This is a genomic window from Parageobacillus thermoglucosidasius (assembly GCF_001295365.1).
Classification (GTDB): domain Bacteria; phylum Bacillota; class Bacilli; order Bacillales; family Anoxybacillaceae; genus Parageobacillus; species Parageobacillus thermoglucosidasius.
Genome location: NZ_CP012712.1, coordinates 2,663,244 through 2,688,218, shown reverse-complemented (window position 1 = coordinate 2,688,218; position 24,975 = coordinate 2,663,244). Strand labels below are relative to the sequence as shown.

The 24,975-nt window shown below is 39.7% G+C and carries 25 protein-coding genes and 2 pseudogenes; 25 read left to right on the top strand and 2 right to left on the bottom strand.

Features of this window, described 5'->3' with window-relative positions; genetic code table 11:
* Positions 1-239: 239 nt before the first annotated feature.
* The 23 genes and pseudogenes from AOT13_RS13145 (at position 240) to AOT13_RS13040 (ending at position 19,944) form a co-directional block, all read left to right on the top strand.
* Entirely contained in the window at positions 240-1,256 is a 1,017-nt protein-coding gene (locus tag AOT13_RS13145) for a S66 family peptidase (protein ID WP_042386044.1), read from the top strand.
* A 201-nt stretch (positions 1,257-1,457) separates the two neighbouring features.
* A pseudogene (locus AOT13_RS13140) lies at positions 1,458-1,565 on the top strand (aminoglycoside 6-adenylyltransferase); the annotation flags it as partial.
* Positions 1,566-1,663: 98 nt separating this feature from the next.
* Positions 1,664-2,167 (top strand): GNAT family N-acetyltransferase, encoded by a 504-nt coding sequence (locus tag AOT13_RS13135; protein WP_013876896.1) that lies wholly within the window; start codon positions 1,664-1,666, stop codon positions 2,165-2,167.
* Between the two features lie 360 nt (positions 2,168-2,527).
* Entirely contained in the window at positions 2,528-3,742 is a 1,215-nt protein-coding gene (locus AOT13_RS13130; RefSeq protein WP_003250374.1) for a PocR ligand-binding domain-containing protein, read from the top strand.
* A gap of 20 nt (positions 3,743-3,762) precedes the next feature.
* Positions 3,763-4,572 (top strand): helix-turn-helix domain-containing protein, encoded by an 810-nt coding sequence (locus AOT13_RS13125; RefSeq protein WP_003250376.1) that lies wholly within the window; start codon positions 3,763-3,765, stop codon positions 4,570-4,572.
* 431 nt (positions 4,573-5,003) lie between these two features.
* Positions 5,004-5,288, top strand: coding sequence for a BMC domain-containing protein (locus AOT13_RS13120; RefSeq protein WP_003250379.1), 285 nt, complete (start codon positions 5,004-5,006; stop codon positions 5,286-5,288).
* Positions 5,289-5,355: 67 nt separating this feature from the next.
* Entirely contained in the window at positions 5,356-6,090 is a 735-nt protein-coding gene (gene pduB, locus AOT13_RS13115; RefSeq protein ID WP_418304034.1) for a propanediol utilization microcompartment protein PduB, read from the top strand.
* Between the two features lie 18 nt (positions 6,091-6,108).
* Entirely contained in the window at positions 6,109-7,773 is a 1,665-nt protein-coding gene (locus tag AOT13_RS13110) for a propanediol/glycerol family dehydratase large subunit (RefSeq protein ID WP_003250382.1), read from the top strand.
* 21 nt (positions 7,774-7,794) lie between these two features.
* A complete protein-coding gene (locus AOT13_RS13105) occupies positions 7,795-8,472 on the top strand; it encodes a propanediol/glycerol family dehydratase medium subunit (RefSeq protein WP_003250384.1) in 678 nt (225 codons plus the stop codon).
* Between the two features lie 16 nt (positions 8,473-8,488).
* Positions 8,489-9,007 carry a diol dehydratase small subunit gene (locus AOT13_RS13100; RefSeq protein WP_042386040.1) on the top strand — a complete coding sequence of 173 codons (519 nt, stop codon included), beginning with the start codon at positions 8,489-8,491 and terminating at the stop codon, positions 9,005-9,007.
* A gap of 21 nt (positions 9,008-9,028) precedes the next feature.
* Positions 9,029-10,855, top strand: coding sequence for a diol dehydratase reactivase subunit alpha (locus tag AOT13_RS13095; RefSeq protein WP_003250388.1), 1,827 nt, complete (start codon positions 9,029-9,031; stop codon positions 10,853-10,855).
* Positions 10,852-11,301 carry a glycerol dehydratase reactivase beta/small subunit family protein gene (locus AOT13_RS13090; RefSeq protein ID WP_042386038.1) on the top strand — a complete coding sequence of 150 codons (450 nt, stop codon included), beginning with the start codon at positions 10,852-10,854 and terminating at the stop codon, positions 11,299-11,301. The genes AOT13_RS13095 and AOT13_RS13090 overlap by 4 nt, the downstream gene beginning before the upstream one ends.
* Positions 11,302-11,318: 17 nt before the next feature.
* Complete coding sequence (locus AOT13_RS21265) at positions 11,319-12,014, top strand: BMC domain-containing protein (RefSeq protein ID WP_003250392.1); 696 nt, start codon at positions 11,319-11,321, stop codon at positions 12,012-12,014.
* Positions 12,011-12,286, top strand: coding sequence for a BMC domain-containing protein (locus tag AOT13_RS13080; RefSeq protein WP_003250393.1), 276 nt, complete (start codon positions 12,011-12,013; stop codon positions 12,284-12,286). The genes AOT13_RS21265 and AOT13_RS13080 overlap by 4 nt, the downstream gene beginning before the upstream one ends.
* Positions 12,287-12,354: 68 nt before the next feature.
* Complete coding sequence (gene pduL / locus AOT13_RS13075) at positions 12,355-12,951, top strand: phosphate propanoyltransferase (RefSeq protein ID WP_198404535.1); 597 nt, start codon at positions 12,355-12,357, stop codon at positions 12,949-12,951.
* 16 nt (positions 12,952-12,967) lie between these two features.
* Positions 12,968-13,789, top strand: a complete 822-nt coding sequence (gene eutJ / locus AOT13_RS13070; RefSeq protein WP_003250397.1) for an ethanolamine utilization protein EutJ — start codon at positions 12,968-12,970, stop codon at positions 13,787-13,789.
* Positions 13,790-13,812: 23 nt separating this feature from the next.
* Positions 13,813-14,583, top strand: a complete 771-nt coding sequence (locus AOT13_RS13065) for a flavoprotein (RefSeq protein WP_230457121.1) — start codon at positions 13,813-13,815, stop codon at positions 14,581-14,583.
* A 16-nt stretch (positions 14,584-14,599) separates the two neighbouring features.
* Positions 14,600-14,869, top strand: coding sequence for a EutN/CcmL family microcompartment protein (locus AOT13_RS13060; RefSeq protein ID WP_003250400.1), 270 nt, complete (start codon positions 14,600-14,602; stop codon positions 14,867-14,869).
* 15 nt (positions 14,870-14,884) lie between these two features.
* Positions 14,885-15,877: a cob(I)yrinic acid a,c-diamide adenosyltransferase gene (locus tag AOT13_RS13055; protein ID WP_003250402.1), complete on the top strand. Its 993-nt coding sequence runs from the start codon at positions 14,885-14,887 to the stop codon at positions 15,875-15,877.
* Between the two features lie 2 nt (positions 15,878-15,879).
* The gene (locus tag AOT13_RS13050; protein ID WP_080695391.1) at positions 15,880-17,271 is read left to right on the top strand and encodes an aldehyde dehydrogenase family protein; all 1,392 of its coding nucleotides are present in this window, start codon (positions 15,880-15,882) and stop codon (positions 17,269-17,271) included.
* Between the two features lie 175 nt (positions 17,272-17,446).
* Positions 17,447-17,711, top strand: a pseudogene (locus AOT13_RS20140) (IS110 family transposase); the annotation flags it as partial.
* A gap of 92 nt (positions 17,712-17,803) precedes the next feature.
* Positions 17,804-18,643 carry a DUF7973 family transport facilitator gene (locus AOT13_RS13045; RefSeq protein WP_013400811.1) on the top strand — a complete coding sequence of 280 codons (840 nt, stop codon included), beginning with the start codon at positions 17,804-17,806 and terminating at the stop codon, positions 18,641-18,643.
* Between the two features lie 134 nt (positions 18,644-18,777).
* Complete coding sequence (locus AOT13_RS13040) at positions 18,778-19,944, top strand: 1-propanol dehydrogenase PduQ (protein ID WP_003250407.1); 1,167 nt, start codon at positions 18,778-18,780, stop codon at positions 19,942-19,944.
* A gap of 45 nt (positions 19,945-19,989) precedes the next feature.
* Here AOT13_RS13040 and AOT13_RS13035 read toward each other — a convergent pair whose 3' ends face one another.
* Positions 19,990-20,880 carry an ISNCY family transposase gene (locus AOT13_RS13035; RefSeq protein WP_045844703.1) on the bottom strand — a complete coding sequence of 297 codons (891 nt, stop codon included), beginning with the start codon at positions 20,878-20,880 and terminating at the stop codon, positions 19,990-19,992.
* Between the two features lie 724 nt (positions 20,881-21,604).
* On the opposite strand from AOT13_RS13035, the gene AOT13_RS13030 reads away from it, so the two are divergent.
* Entirely contained in the window at positions 21,605-21,841 is a 237-nt protein-coding gene (locus AOT13_RS13030; RefSeq protein WP_013400813.1) for a hypothetical protein, read from the top strand.
* A 274-nt stretch (positions 21,842-22,115) separates the two neighbouring features.
* Positions 22,116-23,408, top strand: a complete 1,293-nt coding sequence (locus AOT13_RS13025) for a globin-coupled sensor protein (RefSeq protein WP_042385922.1) — start codon at positions 22,116-22,118, stop codon at positions 23,406-23,408.
* Positions 23,409-23,513: 105 nt separating this feature from the next.
* On the opposite strand, the gene AOT13_RS13020 is transcribed toward AOT13_RS13025, so the two are convergent.
* The gene (locus AOT13_RS13020) at positions 23,514-24,884 is read right to left on the bottom strand and encodes a globin-coupled sensor protein (RefSeq protein ID WP_042385923.1); all 1,371 of its coding nucleotides are present in this window, start codon (positions 24,882-24,884) and stop codon (positions 23,514-23,516) included.
* Between the last annotated feature and the right edge of the window lie 91 nt (positions 24,885-24,975).

Below are 24,975 nucleotides of genomic sequence, written 5' to 3'. Positions count from 1 at the left end.
CCTTTCATGATCAAGTTAATTCTTATATTCATTTCGATGGTTAATATGATAAAATAATTTGAAAAGTAAAGCAATTAATGATATATTGTCAGTTTTAGACTGAAGGAATAAGGTGATGAAGGGCATAAAGGGCTTCAGACTTTTGGATTCCTTTAAGCCTCTTCAGAACGAAAAGTGAATAACGAGACAGATAAACTAAAATACATTCTAGGCAGATAGGAAAGAACAGGAGAATGCATATGATAAAATATCCGTTTTTAAAAAAAGGGGCAACGATTGGTGTAACCGCACCTTCCTCTGGTGTTAAGGCAGAATTGCATCCTATGTTGAAACAAACTTGTGAAAGTATGGAGAGAAAAGGATATAAAGTCGTTTGCGGAGAAACGGTCTGGACACAAGAAAAAGCGAAGTCTGCTAGTGCCAAAAAGAGAGCAAATGAATTTATGGAAATGATGCAAAATGAGAACATTGATATCATCATTCCTCCTTGGGGAGGTGAGCTACTAATTGAAATACTGGAAGAAATCGATTTTGAAAAAATAAATAAAAAATGGGTATTAGGTTACTCGGATACAAGTGTCCTGTTGTTGGCAATTACTTTAAACACAGGAATAGCCACTGCTCATGGAACAAATCTAGTAGATTTAAGAGGCGAATACTCCGATGAGACGACAGCCATGTGGGAAACGGTTTTATCAACGGAAACAGAGGCTTCCGTTATCCAATACTCTTCAAGCAAATATCAAAAGAAATGGCAACATGATAATCCATCTCCATGTGTTTTTCATTTAACAGAGGATACATACTGGAAAACTATTTCAACTGGCAATGTTAAGATCAAAGGCCGGTTGCTTGGCGGTTGTATAGATGTCATCAGGCATCTTATTGGCACTCCATATGGCAGAGTGCAAGAGTTTAGGAAGAAACATTTTGATAGCGATCCTTTAATCTGGTACTTGGAAAACTGCGAGCTAACTACTACTGATTTACGACGTTCACTCGTTCAAATGAAGCTAGCAGGTTGGTTTGACCATTGTTCAGGTATTTTGTTTGGACGTAGTGCGGCAAACCACCCAGTCGATGATTATACTGTGGAAGACGTATATAAAGAACTCGCTGATGAACTTCAAATTCCAATTGTTTATGATATAGACTGTGGCCATGTGCCTCCGCAAATCACATTTATACATGGAGCATTTGCAGAAGTGGAAGTTGAAAACGGTAAAGGAGTAGTTATACAGCATTTTAAGCCGTAATGATTTCGTTCATTTGTTCATATTTATTTTAGAAATAAGTGTGAATCAATAAGGGAGCTGTTTTTGCAGCTCCTTTTTCTTATTGGTTTAAGAAGGAAAAATGGAAGCGCTAAGAGAATTGGGTTTATAACATGAACAAGAATCAAATGTATAAATTCTCTCAACTAGCCAATAGGAAAGAAAAGGATGATATATGTGAAAATGAGAACGGAACAAGAAATGATGGATTTAATCATAACATTTGCGAAGCAAGATCATCGTATACGTGGATTGCTAATGAACGGTTCTCGTGTTAATCCAAATATAAAAGCAAAAGGGCATAAGAGTTTCTAAAACATATAAAAGAATTGTCACCAGATGTAAAGTCAATTTTTTAAGTAATACAAAAGAGAAAGAGGATAGGGAAAATGGCTGTTCTTGAAACAAAAAGATTGATATTAAGACAGTATGAAGATGAAGATATTATTCCTCTGCATCGTATTTTTTCTGACCCAGAAACCATGAAGTTTTATCCATCTCCCTTTAGCATTCAGCAAACTCAAGACTGGGTTAAACGAAATCAAGACAGATATCGGAATGATGGCTATGGATTATGGGCGGTTTGTTTGAAGGAAACGAATGAATTTATCGGCGGTTGTGGTCTCGTTAAACAAAAAATAAATGGCAATATAGAAGTGGAGATTGGGTACCACATAAATAAAAAATATTGGTCTAAGGGGTTCGCGACCGAAGCAGCTAAAGCGTGCAAGGAATATGCGTTTGATCGATTGGGATTAAATAAGCTGATCAGCATTATTGCTCCAAGAAATGTCCCGTCCATTCGTGTGGCAGAGAAGATAGGTTTCACTAAAGAAAAAGAAGTGTTTATTTTCGGCAAGAACCACTATATATATTCGGGAGTTAAAAAGTAACGGCGGACTATTAAACTAAACGTGCAAGGAATTTGAAGCGGACTATCCTAACCGCTGCCGGCGGGTGCCTGTTGCACAGCAAACAGAGGGAAACAGCTGAACAAAGAAATCCGTTGCCGGTAATCCGCGTTTTTCCAAACTGAGATCGGTGTATCGCTTCATATTCATAATGTCAATAAATAGTCACTATTAACAAAATCATTTTCGATAATGATTTGATATAGTAAATATGAACAATATAATAATATGTTCAAATAAAGGAAGTTGATGGAAATTCAACCTAGTCCCGTCTCTGTGACATTAATTTCCTTTTATTGGTTGTTAAAGTAAAAATAACTAACCGTTAGTGAGTGATATAGTATGAAATTAGAAGAAATTATAGATATTGAATTTTTACAAAAAGTACAAGATGCTTTTGCGAAAGCTACTGGACTGGCTGCAATAACGGTTGATTATCGCGGGAACCCTATAACGAAATATAGTAATTTTTCTAAATTTTGTAATATTGTTCGGAAAGACCCTAACCTTATGGCACAATGTTTTAAATGTGATGCCTTTGGCGGATTAGAAGCAGCGAGAATTGGTCATTTTTATGTGTATCATTGTCATTGCGGGTTGGTTGATTTTGCCGTGCCTATTATTGTACAAGGGCAATATTTAGGTTCTATGCTCGTTGGGCAGGCGAGGATGGATGAAAAAGATAATGAAAAGCTGGATTATATTGTGAAAGAGTCGCCGGATTGGAAAGAAAACCATGAATTAATAAAAGAGTATGAGAAAATCCCTATTATATCCTATGAAAAAATCACCGCTGCTGCAGAAATGATGTTTTATGTAATCAATCATATATTTGAAAGAGAAATTATGAAATATGTTCATGAAGAATTACATAAGAAAAATCAGCAATTAATTAATCAGATGAAAGTTAGTGCCGAATTAGAAAAAGCGCTGTTGAATAAACAAATTCAATCGCTCCATCTCCTTCTAAATCCCTACTTTTTATTTAATACAATGAATACTTTAACGTGTTTATCGATCATTGAGGAGGCGCCAAAAACACAAGAGGCGATATTAACTTTATTTGAAATGTTAAAATATATCATCACCAACAATCAAAATCTTGTCCAGTTAAAAGAGGAATTAGCGTTTATTGAGAAGTATTTGCTGCTTCAAAAGCTAAGATTCAATGATCGATTACGAGTAATGATCGACATCCCCAAAGAGTTTGAATCCATAACAATTCCCCCTTTTCTTTTGCAAGCAATCATTGATAATGCGGTTATTCATGGCATTGAACCAAAAGACGGAAATGGCAATATAAGTGTGAAAGGCTATTCACTAAGCCGAGATTATGTATTTGTCGTTTCAGATGATGGTGTTGGAATGGCAAAGGAAAAAATGGATCGCATTTTTGAAGATAATAGTAAAAATAATGGTGGAAAATGGTTAAAGGGAATGGGATTAAATTATGTCAATTCCGTTTTAATATCACTGTATGGCGATGAATATAAATTATCCATATCGCAAAATTCACAGGGCGGCATAACGGTAAGGATGAGAATTCCGAAAAACTAGCGAGGGGGGAGGGTCCAGTTGTGTTAAAAATATTACTAGTTGATGATGAATATCTTGTCCGGGAAGCTTTTAAAGTAATTTTAAAAAAAATGAAAGAGACAGTGGTCATCGGAGAGGCGTCTTCTGGAAAAAAGGCGATGGAATTATTTTGCAAAACACAACCGGATATAACCTTTCTGGATATTAATATTCCGGGGACAGATGTTTTTGATTTAATTGAGTTTATGAAAGGCATTTATCATAAAAATTCGATTATTTTATTATCTGGGTATGATTTATTTGGTTCTGAAATTCTGCAACGCGCACTAGAAATGGGAGCCGATGAAATTCTTATGAAACCTTCCCATCAAGAAGATGTTATTGCGCTCATCCGGCGTTATATGACATTCAACGAGAAAGAAAACGATAAATTTGATAGTATGTTAGATGGGATTACTGCTAAAAATTCAATTCAAGACGGAAAAGTGATTCAATCAGCATTAAATTATATAGAAGAAAATTATCAAAACGGGATCACACTCGAGGAAGTGGCAGAACATGTTCACATAAGTCCTTTTTATCTTAGTAAGCTGTTTAAAAAAGAATTAAAGATGAATTTTGTTAGTTATGTAACAGAAAAGAAAATGCAAAAAGCTAAAGAGCTTCTAGAAAATACAGATTTACCAGTCATCCATATTGCTTTAGAATTGAATTATCAAGAACCTAATTACTTTAGTAAAGTCTTTAAAAAAGTGGTGGGCATCACCCCATCGGAATACAGAAAAAGAAGCAAAAAGGGACTTTCTAAAAAAAAGCATAATAGCGTTCTCAATGGAAATTGGCTTATATAAATGCTCGGTGAACAAGGTGGTTTTTTGAACATTTTTCCCGATTCATCTCTTTCCACTCAACGGAGTGAAGGAGGGAGATGAATCGGGAGTTTTTTATTTCTTGAAACAAACATACGTTCTATAACCAAACCACCCGTCAAACCGCATGGAATGCAGGCGGGAAAGATTCATATGGACAATATTTTACTATAAGATGACAAAAATTTATCTTTTTTAAAATTATCAACGCAAAAATTTAAGGATAAAAATAAAAAATGATAAAAGACTGATATCGAAACTCCACAATTGTTTACTCTTATACGCCAATAAAATATCACGAAAATTTATGCAAATTAAGATAAATATATAGTTGAAAGGGGTTACATTCTCTTGGAATTCAAAAAATCCATGGGGAAACGCAAAGAAAAATTTTAGTAGAGGGAGGTCCACGTATGGTTCGAGAAGCATTAGGTATGGTGGAGACAAAAGGGTTAGTTGCAGCTATTGAAGCGGCAGATGCAATGGTGAAAGCGGCAAATGTGACACTTATCGGTTACCAGAAAATTGGTTCCGGGCTTGTCACGGTGATGGTCCGCGGCGATGTTGGCGCTGTAAAAGCAGCAACGGATGCTGGTGCAGCAGCTGCGGAAAAAGTGGGGCAAGTCATATCCATCCATGTCATTCCAAGACCGCACACAGAAGTGGAAGGAATTCTTCCTAAACTAGTTCAAGAATGAAGCAATGGAGGTGTTAGGCATGAAGGAGCAAATCATTGATAAAATCACGCAGGAAGTGATGAGAAAAATGAATGCTTCCAATGCGGAAGAGAATAAATCAAAAGAAAAAAATATCTGTGGTTTAACAGAGTTTGTTGGCACAGGCCGAGGAGATACGATCGGTTTAGTTATTGCCAATGTAGATTCTAGTGTCCATGAGGCGATGAATCTTGACAAAAAGTATCGTTCAATAGGAATTATCGGCGGACGTATTGGGGCTGGGCCGCAAATTTTAGCTGCTGATGAAGCTGTGAAAGCAACCAATACAGAAATTTTAGCCATTGAACTTGCACGTGACACGAAAGGCGGGGCTGGCCACGGAAGCTTAATTATTTTTGGCGCTGAAGATGTAGCAGATGCTCGCCGGGCAGTGGAAGTAGCCTTGAAAGAATTGGAACGTACTTTTGGAGATGTGTATGGAAACGAAGCAGGGCATATCGAGTTTCAATATACGGCTCGGGCAAGTTATGCATGTGAAAAAGCATTTAATGCGCCAGTTGGCAAATCATTTGGATTAGTCGTTGGTGCCCCGGCAGCCATAGGTGTTGTTCTTGCGGATACGGCTGTAAAAGCAGCGAATGTCGAGGTATTAAGCTATAGTTCTCCTAATCAAGGCACAAGTTTTACTAATGAAGTGATTTTAACTTTCACTGGTGATTCAGGAGCAGTCCGGCAAGCTCTTATTGCAGCAAGAGAAGTTGGCATTAAGTTATTAGGAACTTTGGGAAGCGTGCCTGTCTCAGAGACCATTCCATATATTTAATCTTTGGGAGGGAATGTTATGAGATCCAAGCGATTTCAAGTATTAGCGAAACGGCCGGTTAATCAGGATGGGTTCGTAGCGGAATGGCCGGAAGTTGGTTTAATCGCGATGAACGGTCCAAATGATCCTAAGCCAAGTATAAAAATCGAAAATGGCGTTGTTGTTGAATTGGACGGAAAAACACGTGACCAATTTGATTTTATTGATTATTTCATTGCGGATTACGGGATCAATCTGGACAAGGCAGAAGAAGTCATGGCAATGGACTCATTAGAGCTGGCAAGAATGCTAGTTGATATTAACGTGCCACGTGAGAAAATTATCCCTCTTACTACCGCAATGACTCCCGCAAAGATTTGCGAGGTTGTCGGTTACATGAATGTGGTTGAGATGATGATGGCACTGCAAAAGATGAGAGCAAGAAAAACGCCGTCTATCCAATGCCACGTCACTAACGTTAAAGATAATCCTGTTCAAATTGCAGCAGATGCAGCAGAGGCGGCACTACGCGGATTCGATGAAATGGAAACGACCGTTGGCATTGTCCGTTACTATCCATTGAACGCTTTATCCCTTTTAGTTGGCTCACAAACAGGCCGTGGCGGTGTCTTAACGCAATGTTCACTGGAAGAGGCAACCGAATTAGAGCTAGGTTTGCGAGGGCTTAGCTGCTATGCTGAAACCATTTCTGTATATGGAACAGAGCCTGTATTTGTCGATGGTGACGATACTCCATATTCTAAAGCATTCCTGGCATCCGCTTATGCTTCTCGCGGATTAAAAATGCGGTTTACATCAGGTACTGGATCGGAAGTACAAATGGGGTATGCAGAAGGCAAATCCATGTTATATCTCGAAGCACGATGCATTTTTATTGCCAAAGGTGCCGGTGTACAAGGTTTGCAAAACGGATCGATCAGCTGCATCGGTATTCCTGGAAGCGTTCCGTCTGGAATTCGTGCTGTGCTTGCCGAAAATTTAATAGCAGCAATGTTGGATCTGGAAGTTGCGTCTGGAAATGACCAAACATTTTCACATTCCGATATTAGAAGAACAGCTCGCACTCTTATGCAAATGCTTCCTGGCACAGACTTTATCTTTTCTGGATACAGCTCGACTCCTAACTATGACAATATGTTTGCTGGATCTAACTTCGACGCAGAAGATTTTGATGATTACAACGTATTGCAGCGCGATTTAAAAGTGGATGGCGGGTTGCGCCCTGTTACAGAAGAGGAAGTCATTGCGGTAAGAAATAAAGCGGCGAAAGCAATTCAGGCTGTGTTTGAAGAATTAGGACTTCCTGCCATCACAGATGAAGAAGTCGAAGCAGCCACTTATGCGCATGGAAGCAAAGATATGCCGGAACGGAATGTAGTGGAAGATATAAGAGCTGCAGAAGAGATGATGAAACGCGGAGTTACTGGTCTTGATGTTGTTAAAGCCTTAAGCAAACATGGTTTTGATGATATTGCCCAAAATGTGTTAAATATGTTGAAACAACGTATATCTGGTGACTACTTGCATACGTCTGCCATTATTACGAAAGATTTTAAAGTGATTAGTGCCGTAAATGATTTGAACGATTATATGGGACCGGGAACAGGATATCGAATGAGTGAGGAAAGATGGGAAGAAATCAAAAACATTCCTAATGCTATCAGGCCAGAAGATATTCATTAATCGTTGAAAGGGGTGTGGAAGATGATCATTAACGAACAGATCATTCGTGATGTAGTGGAAGAAGTTTTAAAAAGTTTTCAATTTGAAGAAAAAGAAGTAGAAGTAGATGTTAATGAAAACGGTCATCCCAAACCGCCAGCAAAAAACGGCAATGGATTAGAACTTGTGGAAAAAGGAACGGCGGAAGTCGGCACAAGAAAAGATGAAGTCGTTATTGGATTAGGGCCGGCATTTGGCAAATACCAAACCAAAACCATCGTCGGTGTTCCACATGCGGATTTATTAAAGGAAGTGATTGCCGGTATTGAAGAAGAGGGGCTTGCTGCACGGGTGATTAAAGTTTATCATACTTCAGATGTTGGGTTTATTGCTCACCATGCCGCTAAATTAAGCGGCTCAGGTATCGGGATAGGCATTCAGTCCAAAGGAACGACGGTTATTCACCAAAAAGATTTGCAGCCGTTAAATAATCTTGAATTATTTCCCCAAGCACCATTGCTAGACTTAGAAACTTATCGCGCAATTGGCAAAAATGCTGCGAAATATGCAAAAGGGGAATCGCCAAACCCTGTCCCTACCCGGAATGATCAAATGGCCCGGCCAAAATATCAAGCGATTGCCGCGCTTCTTCATATAAAAGAAACAGAACATGTTGACCGCAATAAGAAAGCAGTTGAATTAGAAGTAAAGTTTTATTAACCGGAGGTGACGAAAGTTGAATCAAGCATTAATCGAACAAATTGTGAAAGAAATAATGGCCTCTATGAATGGTGCGGAAGTTAACACGGAAAAAAATGAGAAAAATCAATGGGTAAAAGTGGATGTAAAACATGACTACCCATTGGCTGAAAAATGGCCGGAATTAATAAAAACCCCTACAGGTAAATCATTGGATGAGATTAACTTAAAAGGGGTTATAGACGGAGACGTTAAGCCGGAAGATATACGTATTTCACCGGAAACTCTTGAGCTGCAAGCACAAATAGCAGATTCAATGGGGCGAAAACAATTTGCAGCAAACCTTAGAAGAGCAGCAGAACTTATAGCAATTCCTGATAAACGGATTCTCGAAATTTATAATGCGCTTCGGCCATATCGCTCCACGAAAGATGAGTTGCTAGCGATCGCTGATGAACTTGAGCATCAATATCATGCAAAAATGAACGCTAAATTAGTCCGGGAAGCTGCAGAAGTCTATGAATTAAGAGACAGACTGAGAAAAGACAGCGAATAACCTTGCGTGGAGGTTTATTAGATGAAATTAGTTGCGGGAGTGGATATAGGCAATGCCACGACAGAAGTGGCGATTGCGCAAGTAAGCGATGACAATACTATTACTTTTTTATCAAGTGGTCTTGTAAATACAACAGGAATTAAAGGAACCCGTCAAAATATCCATGGTGCCCTGGCTGCCATTCAACAAGCTCTCAACAAAATTAATCGTAAAATAGAAGATTTAGATCTTATTCGATTAAATGAAGCGGCTCCTGTGATTGGGGATGTGGCAATGGAAACCATCACAGAGACGATCATTACTGAATCAACGATGATTGGCCACAATCCTTCCACTCCAGGGGGAATGGGCTTAGGCATAGGAAAAACTATAAATATATCAGACTTAAAAAATGCCAGTACCACTGATGACTATATCGTATTAATCGGAAAGGAATATCATTTTGAAACTGCGGCAGAAATAATAAATGAAGCGTTGGATAAAGGAATGAAAGTGAATGGAGCGATTGTGCAAAAAGATGACGGAGTATTAATTAATAATAGGATAAAAAAGAAAATCCCGATTGTTGATGAAGTCAGCTTATTAGAAAAAGTGCCAGTAGGTATGAAAGCCGCTGTGGAAGTGGCACCGCCAGGCGGCGTCGTAGAGGTTTTATCCAATCCGTACGGGATTGCGACTGTTTTTGAATTAAGCGCGGATGAAACGAAGATGATTGTTCCGATAGCGCGTGCCCTAATAGGGAACCGATCGGCCGTAGTCATCAAAACTCCAAAAGGAGATGTGCGGGCTAGAACCATCCCTGCGGGAAAAATTTATATATTTGGCAAGAAAAAAGCAGCAGTTGATGTTGACGAAGGCGCAGAAAAAATTATGGCGATGGTCACTGCTTCTGCACCGATTGAAGATATAAAAGGGGAGCCTGGAACAAACGTAGGAGGCATGTTGGAAAGAGTAAGGCAAGTCATGTCAGAGCTGACGAACCAGCCGCCAAATAAAATAAGAATACAAGACTTGTTAGCTGTCGATACGTTTATCCCGCAAAAAGTAAAAGGCGGGCTGGCCGAAGAATTTTCCATGGAAAATGCAGTTGGCATTGCAGCTATGGTAGAAGCTGACAAATTACAAATGAAATTGATAGCGGATGAACTTCAATCGCAAGTAAATGTCCAAGTTGAGGTTGGGGGAGTTGAAGCAGATATGGCCGTTCGCGGGGCGCTTTCCACTCCGGGAACAAATATGCCAATAGCCATACTTGATATGGGGGCTGGTTCCACAGATGCCTCGATTATGACTAGAGATGGGAAAATCACATCTGTTCATCTTGCTGGAGCAGGCGATATGGTAACATTGCTAATTAATTCGGAATTAGGGTTTGATGATACCGGTTTAGCTGAAGATATTAAAAAATATCCTTTAGCAAAAGTAGAAAGCCTATACCATATCCGTCATGAAGATGGTACAGTGCAATTTTTTGAACAACCGTTAGAACCACATGTATTTGCTAGAGTTGTTATCTTGAAAGACGGGGAAATGATCCCTGTTCCAGGCCAGCATTCTCTTGAAAAAATAAGACATGTCCGGCGCAAGGCAAAAGAAAAGGTTTTTGTTACCAATGCAATCAGAGCGTTAAGTTTAGTATCCCCTACTGGAAATATACGAGATATCGAATTTGTTGTCTTAGTTGGAGGATCGGCATTAGACTTTGAGATCCCTCAATTAGTAACAGATGCATTATCGCAATATGGTGTAGTTGCTGGAAGAGGGAATATAAGAGGAACAGAAGGGCCGCGCAATGCCGTAGCAACCGGATTAATCTTGGCTCTTGGGGAAGGGAGAGGGACGCCATGACAATAGACAATGGATCGGCCCGACCAGCAATCCATGTTTATTATAGCCCGCTGCTAAATGATTCTTCCTTCCGCCCTTTACTTTATGGAATGGAAGAAGAAGGCGTTCCCTCTGTTTTGAAAAAAAAAGAGGGAAATAATTCCTTGGAACTTGGCCATCAAGCCGCCACAGATTCTATTTTAGGGGTTGGAATAGGAGTTGGTGCAGATAACCAAATTGTTCTTCATTATGCAAAGCTGCGAAAAGATCAGCCGCTTTTTCAGATCAAACAAAATGAAAAAAATAAACAACGTATTTTAGGATCCAATGCTGCGAGGCTGGTTAAAGGAATACCTTTTAAAACGTTTCAAGAAACCGGCGAAGATAAAGCGAATAGCACCATTTCCGCAGAAGAAATTGCCCGCATTGTCAAAAAAGTTCTTCAGCGTCTTGAAGAAATTACGTAACAAGGAGGTGAAGATTTTTGGGGATTAACGCAATTGGGATCATTGAAACGTATGGAATGGTTTCGGCAATAGAGGCAGCGGATGTAGCAGTGAAATCGGCCAACGTTTCTTTGCTAGGATATGAATTAACAAAAGGAAGCGGAATGGTAACGATAAAATTGGAAGGCGATGTAGCGGCTGTCAGAGCAGCGGTGGAAGCAGCATGGGAGGCGGCAAAACGAGTTGGCAATGTATACAGTAAACATATCATTGCCAGACCACATGATGAGTTAGAGAAAATCATTCATTCCAAAGAAACAGTCGGCCCTATTAACGATGGAAAAAAAGAAAAAACGGAAGAGATGCCATTACAAACCAATCAGAATGAAGAAGGGGCCTCTGAATCGAACAAACGAGAAGAAACGCACTCAGACGAGGCCATGCGAGAAATAGCGGAATTAAAAGAAAAAGATGAAGTGAAACATGAGCAGCCTGAGACACATTTGCGGAAAGAAAAGCCTTCTTTGCTGGAAGAGCCAAAAGAATTGGATCAAAAAACGCATCCATCCACTCCAGAAAACAGGAAAATTTTCGAAGAACAAGGCAATGAAAAACAGCCGAATGATAAAGAAGTATGCAATCTTTGCCATGATCCAAAATGTCCCAGAAAAAAAGGTGATTTAAAGTCAGCTTGTATTCATTATCAAGAGATTAGGAGGAAAGATAGCAAATGAATGATGCATTAGGAATGATTGAAACAAAAGGATTAGTTGGGGCAATAGAAGCAGCGGACGCAATGACTAAAGCGGCCAATGTGACGTTAATAGGCTATGAGAAGATTGGTTCTGGATTAGTCACTGTTATGGTCCGTGGAGATGTCGGTGCAGTGAAAGCGGCTGTCGATGCCGGGGCAGCGGCCGCTGAAAAAGTTGGAAAAGTCATTTCCACTCATGTCATTGCCAGACCGCATACAGATGTGGAAAAAATGTTGCCAAAAAGCATTTAAGCTAGTTTTCCAATAATGGAGGCACTAAAATGAGCAATGAACTGCAAGACAAAATTTTCAAAGCAGTAATGAAAAGAATACAGGAAATAGAAGAAGGTCCATATGTGCCAATCGGCGTTTCTAACCGGCATGTTCATTTGTCCCAAGAAGACTTAGAAAGTCTTTTCGGCAAAAACTACCGCTTGACGAAATTAAGAGATTTAAAACAGCCGGGACAATTTGCTGCAAATGAAACCGTTACTCTCAAAGGGCCTAAAGGAGAAATCCAACATGTAAGGATTTTAGGGCCGATAAGAAGTAAAACGCAAGTGGAAATATCGATTACAGATAGTTTTCAGTTAGGGATTTCTGTACCAGTAAGAGAATCAGGAAATATTGCGGGCACACCAGGAATCATCATTCAAGGCCCAAAAGGCATTGTGAAACTAAAAGAAGGTGTGATTGCGGCACTAAGGCACATACATGTTCCGCCAGAATTTGCAGCGAAATTTCAATTAAAAGATAAGGACATGGTAGATGTTGAAGTTGGCAAAGAAAGAAAAACGATTTTTAAAAATGTTCTTATTCGAGTTTCAAAAAATTACGTTTTAGAAATGCATTTAGATACAGATGAGGCGAATGCTGCAGGATTGAGAAACGGAGATATAGGAAAAATAGTGAAATGAAAGGTAAAGATTCGCGATGTCTGCAGATTTGATAGAAGTGAACAACTATATTAATACTTTTGCAAAACTAATTTATGAACATCAAGCAAGACAATATCATGGAAAGTTAAAAGTAGGCGTCGACTTGGGGACTGCGAATATAGTGCTATCGGTTTTGGACGAGTTTGGCAATCCGGTTGCTGGTTCACTTTATCCAGCATCTGTTGTCAAAGATGGATTGGTCGTCGATTATGTCGGGGCAGTAAGAATTGTGAAAGAGCTGAAAAGGCAAGTAGAAGAATTAATTGGAGAAACATTGACCTATGCTGCGACTGCGGTTCCTCCTGGGACAGTAGGCGGAAATATGAAAGCCATTTCAAACGTTGTGGAATCAGCGGGCATGGAAGTAGTCCGGGTTGTTGATGAACCAACTGCAGCAGCTTCTGTTTTGAACGTAACGGATGGAGCGGTTGTTGATGTTGGCGGAGGGACAACTGGGATCAGTATTTTAAAAAATGGAGAGGTGATTTATACCGCCGACGAACCTACCGGAGGAACCCATATGAGTTTAGTTTTAGCAGGATACTATAAAATTTCATTTGAAGAAGCAGAAAAGCTAAAAAAAGATCCGAACAGACAAAAGGAAGTTTTTCCTATCGTCGTACCTGTTATTGAAAAAATGGCCTCTATCGTTAAAAGACATATAGAAGGCCATGATATCGATAAAATTTTTTTGGTTGGTGGAGCGTGCTGTTTTGCTGGATTTGAAAAAGTCTTTTTGAAACAGATCGGCATTGAAACCATCAAACCTGTTCATCCCCTTTTAGTAACTCCGTTAGGCATCGGGTTGTTTAGTTGAAAGGAGGTGGATAGCGTTTGAATATGGAAGAGATCATAAACATGATCGTGGAAGAAGTGTTAAAAAAACTGCAAGAGAAAACGAAAAAAGCTACTGTTTTGTTTACCGGCGGAGCTTTAGGTTTTAAAGAAGCCATCCAACAATTGAAACTTCTTCTTGATGATGGTTGGGATTTCAATATATTGTTATCCAATAGTGCGGAGCATGTTCTGACACCTCATGTTATAAAAAAGGAACTAGGCATATCCAATCTGTTTGTTGAAAAAGAGGTTAATGGCATCAGGCCATTTTATGAAAATATCAATGTTTTAATTATTCCAACTTTGACGTTAAACACGGCAGCGAAAATTTCGGTCGGTATAGCGGATAGCATGGCGACAAATCTTGTCGCTCATGCCATTATGAAAGGAATACCGATTGTAGCAGCAAAAGATGCGTGTGATTTACAAACACCAATGAGAAAGCAACTCGGTTTTCATCGTATACCAAGTGCATATTTAGAAAATATGAACAAACATCTTCAAACAATAGAAAGTTACGGAATAAAACTTGTGAATGCCGGGGATTTATATCAATCGGTGAAAAATATTGCCTTTTCTTTTTTACATGAGGAGAAAGAAAGCAATCAACCGATGAAAACCAAAAACATTAAGAAAAACGTTCTGACTCGAATGGACATTATTGAAGCTAAAAATAATGGCCATGCTTTAATTGTTCCTAAAACGACTATTATAAGTCCTCTTGCTTTAGAGACAGCCAAAGAATTAGGTGTCGATATTATCCAAGACAGATAGGTGAAGGTGATCATCCGTGTATATCGGAATCGTCGTGGGAAGTGTCGTTGCTACTAGGAAAAACGATGACCTTGTTGGCAAAAAGTTATTAATTGTACAAAAGGTGAATAAAGAAGGAGAAAAACTTGACAGCATTGAAATTGCTGTTGACTCGGTCGGTGCAGGGACAGGGGAATACGTCATTGTAACAAACGGTGAATCTGCTGGATATGTATTTGGTACGTCCACTTCCTCCATCGATTCCGCAATAGTAGCCATTGTCGACTCTGTGGAAATCAATGGATAGAGGAGGAACAAATAAATGGCCATATATACAAAAAAAGGAGATAAAGGGGAGACAGGTCTTTTAGGGGGAAGCAGAATCTCCAAAGATAGTTTGCAAGTCGCCTGTTATGGAACATTAGATGAAGCGAATGCCGCATTAGGAGTTGCTTATTCGCAAATAGAAAATAAGGAGATAAAAAGCATTATTCGGGATATTCAAAAACAACTATTTGTTGTTGGGGCAGAATTGGCCAGCGATGAAAAGGGTTACAGCTTGTTAAAGGAGAAAGTCAGCGGCAAGGATGTAACAACATTGGAAGACATCATAGATCATTATGAAAAAAAGCTCGGGCCAATCCATGAATTTATTATTCCGGGAGAAACAACGGCATCTAGCCATTTGCATTTGGCAAGAGCCATTATTCGCCGGGCAGAAAGATTAATCGTGAATCTTAGTAAAACGTCAAACGTCCGTTTGGAAATTATCCAATTTATGAATCGGTTATCTGACGCCCTTTTTATGTTAGCACGGGCTGAAGTTTACTACAGTATGGTGGAAGGGATAAAAGAAAAGGTGATTGAAAAAATACGCACGGGCAAAACAAGCCATGAACTTACCCTCGAAATGGCTTTAAAAATGGCAAACGTTGCAGAACGGAAAGCTGCGGAAATCGGAGTGCCTATTGTTTTTACCGCAGTTGATGCAAGCGGGAATATTGTGTTATTGCACAGAATGAAAGGGGCGCTGTTAGCAAGTTTAGATCTTTCTCCTAATAAAGCTTATACGGCTGTGGCATTAAAAATGGCCACTCATGAATTAGCTCCTCTCATCCAGCCTGGCAGAGAACTTTATGGTATCCAAGTTTCCAATCAAAATAAAATTGTCACTTTTGGCGGCGGATACCCGCTGAAAATAAATGATGAAATTATTGGGGGAATTGGAGTCAGCGGTGGATCTGTAGAAGAAGACATGGAAATTGCCCAAGCGGTTTTAACATTGTTTGAAGAAGAGAGAGGAGGATTACATTGAGCGTGGATGCACAAAAAATTGAGAAACTTGTAAGAAAAATACTGGAGGAAATGGAAGAGAAAAAGAAGCCGGCAGAAACCGAATGCGAATGGGGCATATTTGACCATATGAATCAAGCAATTGAAGCAGCTGAAATCGCCCAAAAAGAACTTGTGCAACTATCTCTTGGGCAAAGAGGGAAACTGATTGAGGCAATTCGCAAAGCTGCCAAGGAGAATGCGGAAAAATTTGCAAGAATGGCAGTGGACGAAACAGGGATGGGTAAATATGAAGATAAGATAGTAAAAAATTTACTTGCAGCCGAAAAAACTCCAGGCATTGAAGACTTGCGGACAGAAGTTTTTTCTGGCGATGATGGTTTAACGCTTGTTGAACTTTCGCCTTATGGTGTTATAGGAGCGATCACACCGACAACAAATCCTACTGAGACGATTATTTGTAATTCAATCGGAATGATCGCTGCAGGAAATGCCGTTGTTTTCAGCCCGCATCCGAGAGCAAAAAATACATCTTTGTATGCGATTAAAATTTTCAATCAAGCAATCGTTGAAGCAGGCGGGCCGAAGAACTTGATAACAACGGTTGCAAATCCTTCCATTGAGCAAGCGGAGATCATGATGAAACATAAAACCATTAAAATGCTGGTGGCTACCGGAGGGCCAGGAGTGGTAAAAGCAGTGCTCTCAAGCGGGAAAAAAGCGATAGGTGCCGGTGCTGGAAATCCGCCAGTAGTTGTGGATGAGACGGCAGATATTGAAAAGGCAGCGAAAGATATTATCGCTGGATGCAGCTTTGACAATAATCTTCCGTGTGTTGCAGAAAAAGAAGTAATTGCTGTCGAATCGATTGCCGACCGTTTAATTGATTATATGAAAAAACACGGTGCATATGAAATAACGAATAAAGAACAAATACAACAACTAACTGATTTAGTGGTAGAGAATGGACATGCCAATAAAGAATTTGTTGGTAAAGATGCAGCCTATATTTTAAAACATATTGGCATCAATGTTCCGCCTGACATCCGTGTAGCAATAATGGAAGTAGATGGTAAACATCCATTAGTAACAGTCGAGTTAATGATGCCAATTTTGCCTATTGTCCGCGTCAAAAACGTGGATCAAGCTATCGAGCTAGCTGTGGAAGTTGAACATGGGTTCCGACATACGGCGATTATGCATTCTAAAAATGTAGATCATTTAACAAAATTCGCAAAGGCAATCCAAACTACGATTTTTGTAAAAAATGCTCCATCTTATGCCGGCATTGGCGTAGGCGGTGAAGGATATGCTACCTTCACCATAGCGGGGCCTACAGGTGAAGGCTTAACTTCAGCAAAAGACTTTGCAAGAAAAAGAAAATGTGTCTTAGTGGATGCTTTGTCGATAAGATAAAATTTTTGTTAAAAACTTTTTGGTGAACTTGAATAAAAGCCCTCTTGGTACGGTTCGGGGGAGGTAGCGACCAACCGGATTGCCCTTTAAGATGCCAAGGGGGCTATATATGAATGGTATTGCAAAACTAGAAGATGGATCAAGTGGACGGATGAAACGTATGAATATCGTAATTTGCTTTGTCGACAAGCGAGGGAGGATGTTAAAAATCGTTTCCTGTGCTTCCATCAAAAACGGGATTTGAGTGATTTTATCAGTACATTGTGGATGCCATGAAGGTATTCGGAAAAGCGAAGTCATCATTGGTCTTGAACCAGCGGAGCACTATTGGTTGAGCCTCGCCTATTTCCTTGAAGAGAAGGGGATTTTTCTCGTGATGAACCCGCGGCAAAGAGCTAAACTATCTAACCAAGCACGATGCGAAAGATGTGCTTGTCATATATCCACAAATAAGAAGTCGTGTCAAAAAATATTTTATGGACACCCTTAAAACCGTTGAGATATCAACATTTAAAGAGGGAGAAGTGAGATCATGAGTTGGTCTTTAATATTGGCTTCATTTGGCGGGGGAATGTTAGGTGCAATCTTAGGAGCGCTTCCAGTATTTATTTTTACTGGTTTTATCGGTTTAATTGGCGTAGGTGTACTTGCAGCTGGTGGGCCTGCAACGATTTTAAATGATATTACCTTTGGCGCTCTACTTGGTCCACATATTGCATTTGCGGGTGGCGTAGCAGCTGCAGCATTCGCTGCCAATAAGAAACATTGTCTTGAAAATGGTGTTGACATCATAACTCCATTGAAGAAGACCAACGATTTGTCAGTATTATTGGTGGGTGGAGTTTTTGGAGTTTTAGGTTATCTAATTAACTATTTATATGTTTATCTGTCCATTCCTGTTGATACTATTGCAATGACCGTATTCACATCTGGATTAATCGTTCGTTTGATTTTTGGCAAAACAGGAATTTTTGGGAAGTTTACACCTTCAAATGGAGAAAAGAGAAAATTTATATCTGATACAAAATCATTGTACTTTATTCTTCTTTATTCTCTAGGTTTAGGAGCGGTGATTTCTTACTGTGTTGATCTAACTCAAATTCAGGTGTTGGGATTTGTGATCAGTGCAGCATTATTAATCTTTTTATTGCTAGGTTTTGATATACCTGTAACACACCACATTACGCTAGTTGCCGGTTATGCAACTGTTGCAAGTGGGAGTATTTTGGTTGGAATTTTGTTTGCCGTGATTGCGGGTGTACTGGGGGATGTTATTGAAAAAACAATTAATAAGCATGTTGATACTCATATCGATCCTCCGGCAACGACAATTCTTATTTGCAGTCTTTTCATCTTTACTACATTGATGTAATTCAACTTATTACTTGATTGAGCAATAATCTGTTTCATAATTGATTTACCGAATTGAATGACATAACAATGCTTAACGTTTCAGGTGGTTACAATTTATAACTACTGACAAAAACAAGTAGAGGAAAAAGGTCGGTGGGAAAAGAAATGAATACATTCTTTTTGAAACCAAAAATTTATTTCGGAAACCATTCATTAAATCATTTGTCTGATTTTAATGCAGGAAAAGTCTTTATTGTAACGGATCAGACGATGCTGAAACTGGGCATGGCAGAGAAGATTATCGAAAAAATAAAAGGTGCTGCGTTTAAAATTTTTCCGGATGTAGAGCCTAATCCGTCCATAGAAACCGTCAAAAAGGCTTTTGAATGTTTTTTGCAAGAACAGCCAGAGCTGGTGATAGCGCTTGGCGGTGGTTCAGCCATTGATGCTGCTAAAGCGATGTTGCTTTTTTATCACTACATGAAAGACATATCTGATATAGAAATGGATTTAAAAAAACCATTATTGATTGCAATCCCCACAACTAGCGGAACAGGTTCAGAAATGACATCTTATTCAGTCATTACGGATACAACGAATCATTTAAAAATTCCTTTGCGTGATGAAAGGATGCTCCCTGATGTTGCCATTTTAGATGAGCAATTAACGATAACTGTGCCACCTTCTGTCACAGCGGATACAGGCATGGATGTGCTCACTCATGCCATTGAAGCATATGTTTCTTTAAACTCTTCAGAATTTACCGATATATTTGCTGAGCGGTCCATTAAAATGGTATTTAATTATCTATTAAGGGCATATCGTTTTGGGGAAGACCTTGATGCCAGAGGGAAATTGCACATAGCGTCCTGTATGGCTGGTATTGCGTTTACCAATTCGTCTTTAGGGATTAATCATAGCCTCGCACATGCGGTTGGCGCAAAATTTCATTTGCCGCATGGCAGAACTAATGCTATTTTATTGCCTTATGTTATCCAATATAATAGCGGTCTTTGCGATGATACGATGGATGCTTCTCCTGTGGCGAAGAGGTATACAGAAATTTCGAAAATGTTAGGCTTGCCAAGCTCAACCTTAAAAGAAGGGGTCATAAGTTTGGTTACTGCCATTCAGTTTCTTAATAAAAAGCTGGATATACCGTCAAGTTTCAAAGAATGCGATATTAACGAAACCGAATTTGCAAAATATATCCCTTCTTTGGCCAAAGACGCAATGCAAGATATTTGCACAGCTGGTAATCCTAGAAAAGTAACAGAAAAAGATTTTGTCTATTTATTAAAATGGGCATATAACGGATAAGATTGGTAAGAGACTCTAATAAAAAGTACTGATGGTGTTGCAAAACTAGAGTAAAAACTCGAAATTATGCATAAGGATGCAACATAACACATGTAGTAAATATCGATGAAATCCATACCATCTTGGCTGTTCCAACCCGTCACTCTTTAATTCATTAAATACTCGTTCAATCTCACGACGAAGTCCAAACAGCCACTGGCCAAACCTTGTTTTCAAAAAGACAGGAAGAACACGTCCATAGGCGTCTTTTCGTTCTTCGCTATTGCGGCGGTTGATAGGGGAAAGCAATAGGATTCCTGACTGCTCCGCTGTTTGACGAACCTTTTCGCTGTCATATGCGGCATCGCCCAATACCAATTCGATATCCCACTGCTTTAAAGAAACAAGCAATTCTGGTGCTACTGCTGCATCATTCCGATTCGCTGTGGTCAACACATGAGATAAAATGATTCCCTCGGCAGTGGTGCAGAGATGAAGCTTATATCCTTTAAACCAGTGGTATCGGGTGGACACTCCCCACTTTGCTTGCGAATCGTAAAGACTGCTTCGAAGAGCTGTGCTGTCGATCAGCACAATTTGAGGATACCGAACTTCTAGATCTTTGAGCAGTTGTGCATGAAAAACAGGAAATCCCTGTTCCCGGAACCACTTCGCCGCGCGGGAGAACGTAGACAGATGAGGGACTTCACCAAGCCCACAGGCCCGTTGAAAACAGCGAAAACGCTGCAGAATGCGTACTAATTTTCGCAAGGAACCAATAGCAAAATAGGTTTTCAAAAAGAAACATTTCAACAACGATTTTTTCGACACCGGCGGTCTTCCTGTCACATACGGTGTTTCGGGCAATGATAGCGAGTCAACATATCGAAATAATGCTTCTAAAATTGGATCAATTTCATAAGGCCATGCATGTTCGTTGTTTAAATTGGAAATCATGATAGTGCCCACCCCTTGGAGAGTTGTTTTTTGGTCACTGTATATGATTTCCAAGGTGGTGGATTTTTTATGTGTATTTATGCATTCGTTATACGTTTTGCAACACGTTCAGTACTGTCAAGAAGTTGATGTCATGTCATCAGGGCATTTCTTAAAGCGCCTTCTTAATAAACTAGCGGGCTGTGCGGTGCCAACCAAGTTTTTCCGCGTTAACAGCTCGGTCATCATGCAGCTCACCTTTTCCAATACCGCATTATTCCTATTATTTTTGAGCGCATAAGGAGTTGTTTTCTGCAGCTCCTTTTTCTATTGGTTTAAGCAGGAAAAATGGATGCTCTAGGAGAAATTTGCTTTATAAAAAGAGGGTATTAGCCTTAAGCTGCATTTTATTTTCCGAGAATAGTTAGCCGCTGAACTGGACGCATTGAGGAGATTGGGCTTTTATTCATTCACTGTACGGCTTGCAGCATGATGGAGATGAGCAAGCCCAATCTCCTGAATGAAGTTTTTAAGATTGCGGAAGCTCCTGCTGCGTATTGCCGGCATCGATAACAACAGAGAACGTTCCGGGAAATGCGCCCGGACGTAGCGGTTTGGGAATAGATGTTTGGATGAGCGTCCCATGACGAATTCTGGTTTCCAATATAGTAATCCCTCTTTCATTTTATCAAAATTCGATATCGGAAAACAGAATTCCTACGCATCAAAGAAAGGAGTTAGTCCAATGTCGGTTCGTAAACAACGCGTCACTCCGTTAGGGTGGAAAATCAAGCGGCGCTTGGCAGAACTGGAATTGACCCATAAGGAGTTTTGCGCACAGCATGAAATCCCGTTAAGCCGCCTTTCTGAAATTATTTCAGGAACGCGCAAAAACCGAAAATATCGGGACAAAATTTTAAGAGAGCTGGAAATCGAAGAAGAGGATCAACCGCATGCCGGACAAATGCAGCATGTTGGTTGAAGTTGGGCAATGCATTGCCAAAACAAAAATATCACAAATTTATAGAAAAAAGGACTGAGAAAGTTTGTTAAGTGTGCTTTTTCTGTTTTTGTCGATCCATTTCATCCGTGCTAACAGCATAGATGGATTTGTTTGCAATAAAGAGAAATGGTATTTTATTCGCTTGCATGCTTGCTGTCCTTGGGCTAGCTGGGCAACAGATTTCAGCTGGCACCGTGGGCAGGCGAATGAAATTAGATATGCAATCTTATATGTTCAACGGGGTGAAACATAGGTGCTCTTCAAAAGAACAAAGCGCGAAAACTCAAATGTTAGTTTTGAAAACGGGAGAGGCGATATAAGTATAACGAAAGGCAGTGAAATTGAAAAGCAAATAACGATGATCGGCCTGACCGAAAAAGATTTACATATTATTAACGCAATACAGCCATTCGTAATCGAAAACATTAATTTTATTGTGGACAGGTTTTATAAGAACTTGGAAAATGAACTTTCACTGTTGAAAATTATTAATGATCACAGTTCGATCGAGAAGTTAAAAAAGACATTAAGACAACATATTATGGAAATGTTTAATGGAAGAGTGGATGCCTCTTTCATCGACAAAAGGATTAAAATTGCCCATATGCATGTTAAGATAGGTCTGCCAACGAAATGGTATATGTGTGCATTTCAGGATTTATTTTTAGCACTCATGGATATTATCCAACAAAACATCATTAATAAGGAAGATTGCTTCCTTGCTATAAGAGCTGTCTCTAAAATTTTAAATTTAGAACAACAGTTAGTATTAGAGGCATATGCTGCTGAATCAGAAAGATTAAAGGAAGCAGTTGAGGAACAAAAACGGTTAGTTCGTAATAATGTTGCAAGTGCATCGCAAAATCTGGCGGCAATCTCGGAGCAAACCAATGCTTCTTTCCAGCAATTAATCTCGCAATCAAACGAAATCGTTTCTCTTGCACAAAACGGAACTAAGCTGTCGCTAAGCGCGCAAGAACGTGCCGAAAAAGGAAAAGAACATATGCATAAACAAGCATTAATCATGTCTAACATTTACAGTGCTGTTGATGATATATCCAATGATGTCCATATATTACTGGAAATATCAAATCAAATGCAAGAAATAGTCGGTATTGTCACTGGAATTGCTGACCAAACCAACTTATTATCACTGAATGCAACCATTGAGGCCGCAAGAGCAGGGGAATCCGGTCGTGGTTTTGCTGTTGTGGCTGGAGAAGTTCGAAATTTGTCTGAGCAAACGAAGAACTCTGTTTCAAAAGTATCTTCTCTAATCCAAAATACCCAAAAACAAGTAGAGAAACTGACAAAATCGCTTGACAAAATAAGAACAGAAGTGAAAAATGGCAATCAAAACATGCAAGAAACAGAGAAACGATTCGAGCAAATTTTAGACACAATGGCGGAAACAATGCAACAAAACAATAAGATAGAGACAGAATTAATATCTTTTGTGAATGTGATAGATGAATTAGGAAAAGCGTTTGAAGAGGTATCTCTCTCTGCAGATAAATTAACGATGATTACCCAAGAATTGAACTAATATTTGGAAGAGATAGTTTGAATTGTGCCGAATCAACTGCGCAGCGAAAGCAAAAAGGACAGTCGAAATGAAGGCTGTCCTTTCTAACAGCGGAATAATGGTTTGCTATTTTTTAAACTTTTCGGTTAGTTCGTTGTTTAAACTGCTTAGATCCTCCGCCATTTGCGCGATTTGATGGGACGCTTTTATAATCTCTTCAAAGGTTTGTTGAAAGTCTTTGACAAATGAAGCAAACCGGTCGATTTTTTCGCCATTGGCTCTTACGCTTGCGGCTGTGTCTTCAAACACTTGGATGATGCTTTCGTTCGCTTGGCGGAATATGCCCGTTTCTTCAACGATGCGCTGAAACGCTGCCTCAAATTTTTGAATCGTTTGTTGGACGATATCGATATGATTTTGAATATAGTCGAGAGACTGCTCTGTTTGTATGGCCAGCTTGCGTACTTCACTAGCGACAACCGCAAACCCTTTCCCATGTTCGCCGGCGCGCGCAGCTTCAATATTTGCGTTAAGAGATAAAATATTCGTCTGGTTGGAGATGTTGCGGATAGTGGTGACAATTTCATCGATTTTTTTTGAACTGTCGGCAAGTTCAGTAGTGAGTGCTTTCGTTCCTTCCACTAGCTGGGCGACGTTATCGAGTTTTGTCAATGTCCGGGCAACATCATGTTTTCCATTTTCTACTTTTGCGATCATTTCGCTGGACTGTGTTTGAATGGAGTTTATTTCATTTAACATTTCGTTGACGCATTTTTCCCGATCGGTGACGGAGGCCGTTGTCTCTTCTGCGCTGGCGGCAAGAGCAGTTGACGACTTCGTTAAACGGTGTTGGAGTTCTTCGATTTCACTTAACTTCATCATGGACGATGTGTGTGTTTCGATATATGTCGTAATGGCTATTTGTATATCGAACCAACAAAGCTTCATGAAAGAATGGTATACGTCTGCCGCTTCATGCGGTGGCAATTCTTGCATCAGCATGCGCAATACTTCGTTTTGAATGATGATATAAGCCCCGAGATACCATTCAGGGAACAGATTGATGCGATGATGAACCTGCCCGATTACCTTCCGGCGCAATACATATTGTTCACCAACTTCCCCCGATACCATGTCCAATAAATAGGCACGCAATGTTTGCTTTAAACGGTCAATCGTCGAATGGCTTTGAATGATTTGCGCTAAGTGAGGCATGTTGCCGATGTGGTCGTAAAAAGCATTGACGATTTTGGATACGTGTTTCTCGAAAAGCGGTCGGACATTCGCTAACCGTTGCAAATCATCGGCGGTGAGTCCGACAAAAGACACTAGATTTTTATACTCCCCTTCCGCAAGCTGGCGATAGTGTGCTTCGATGAAAGTGGACGGCGGCGAAGAAACAGATGGAGCGGCTGGGCTATGTTTCTCTTTTTTCCGGAATAGCTGAAAGGCTCCTGTTTCATCTTGTAAAAGCCGGTAGAATGGATATTTTGACATATAATCCCCTCCCTGTATAATAATCCCCCGAATAAATTATACATTGCCGAATAATAGGAATGAAGTGCGATGGACATATAAAAACCAAATG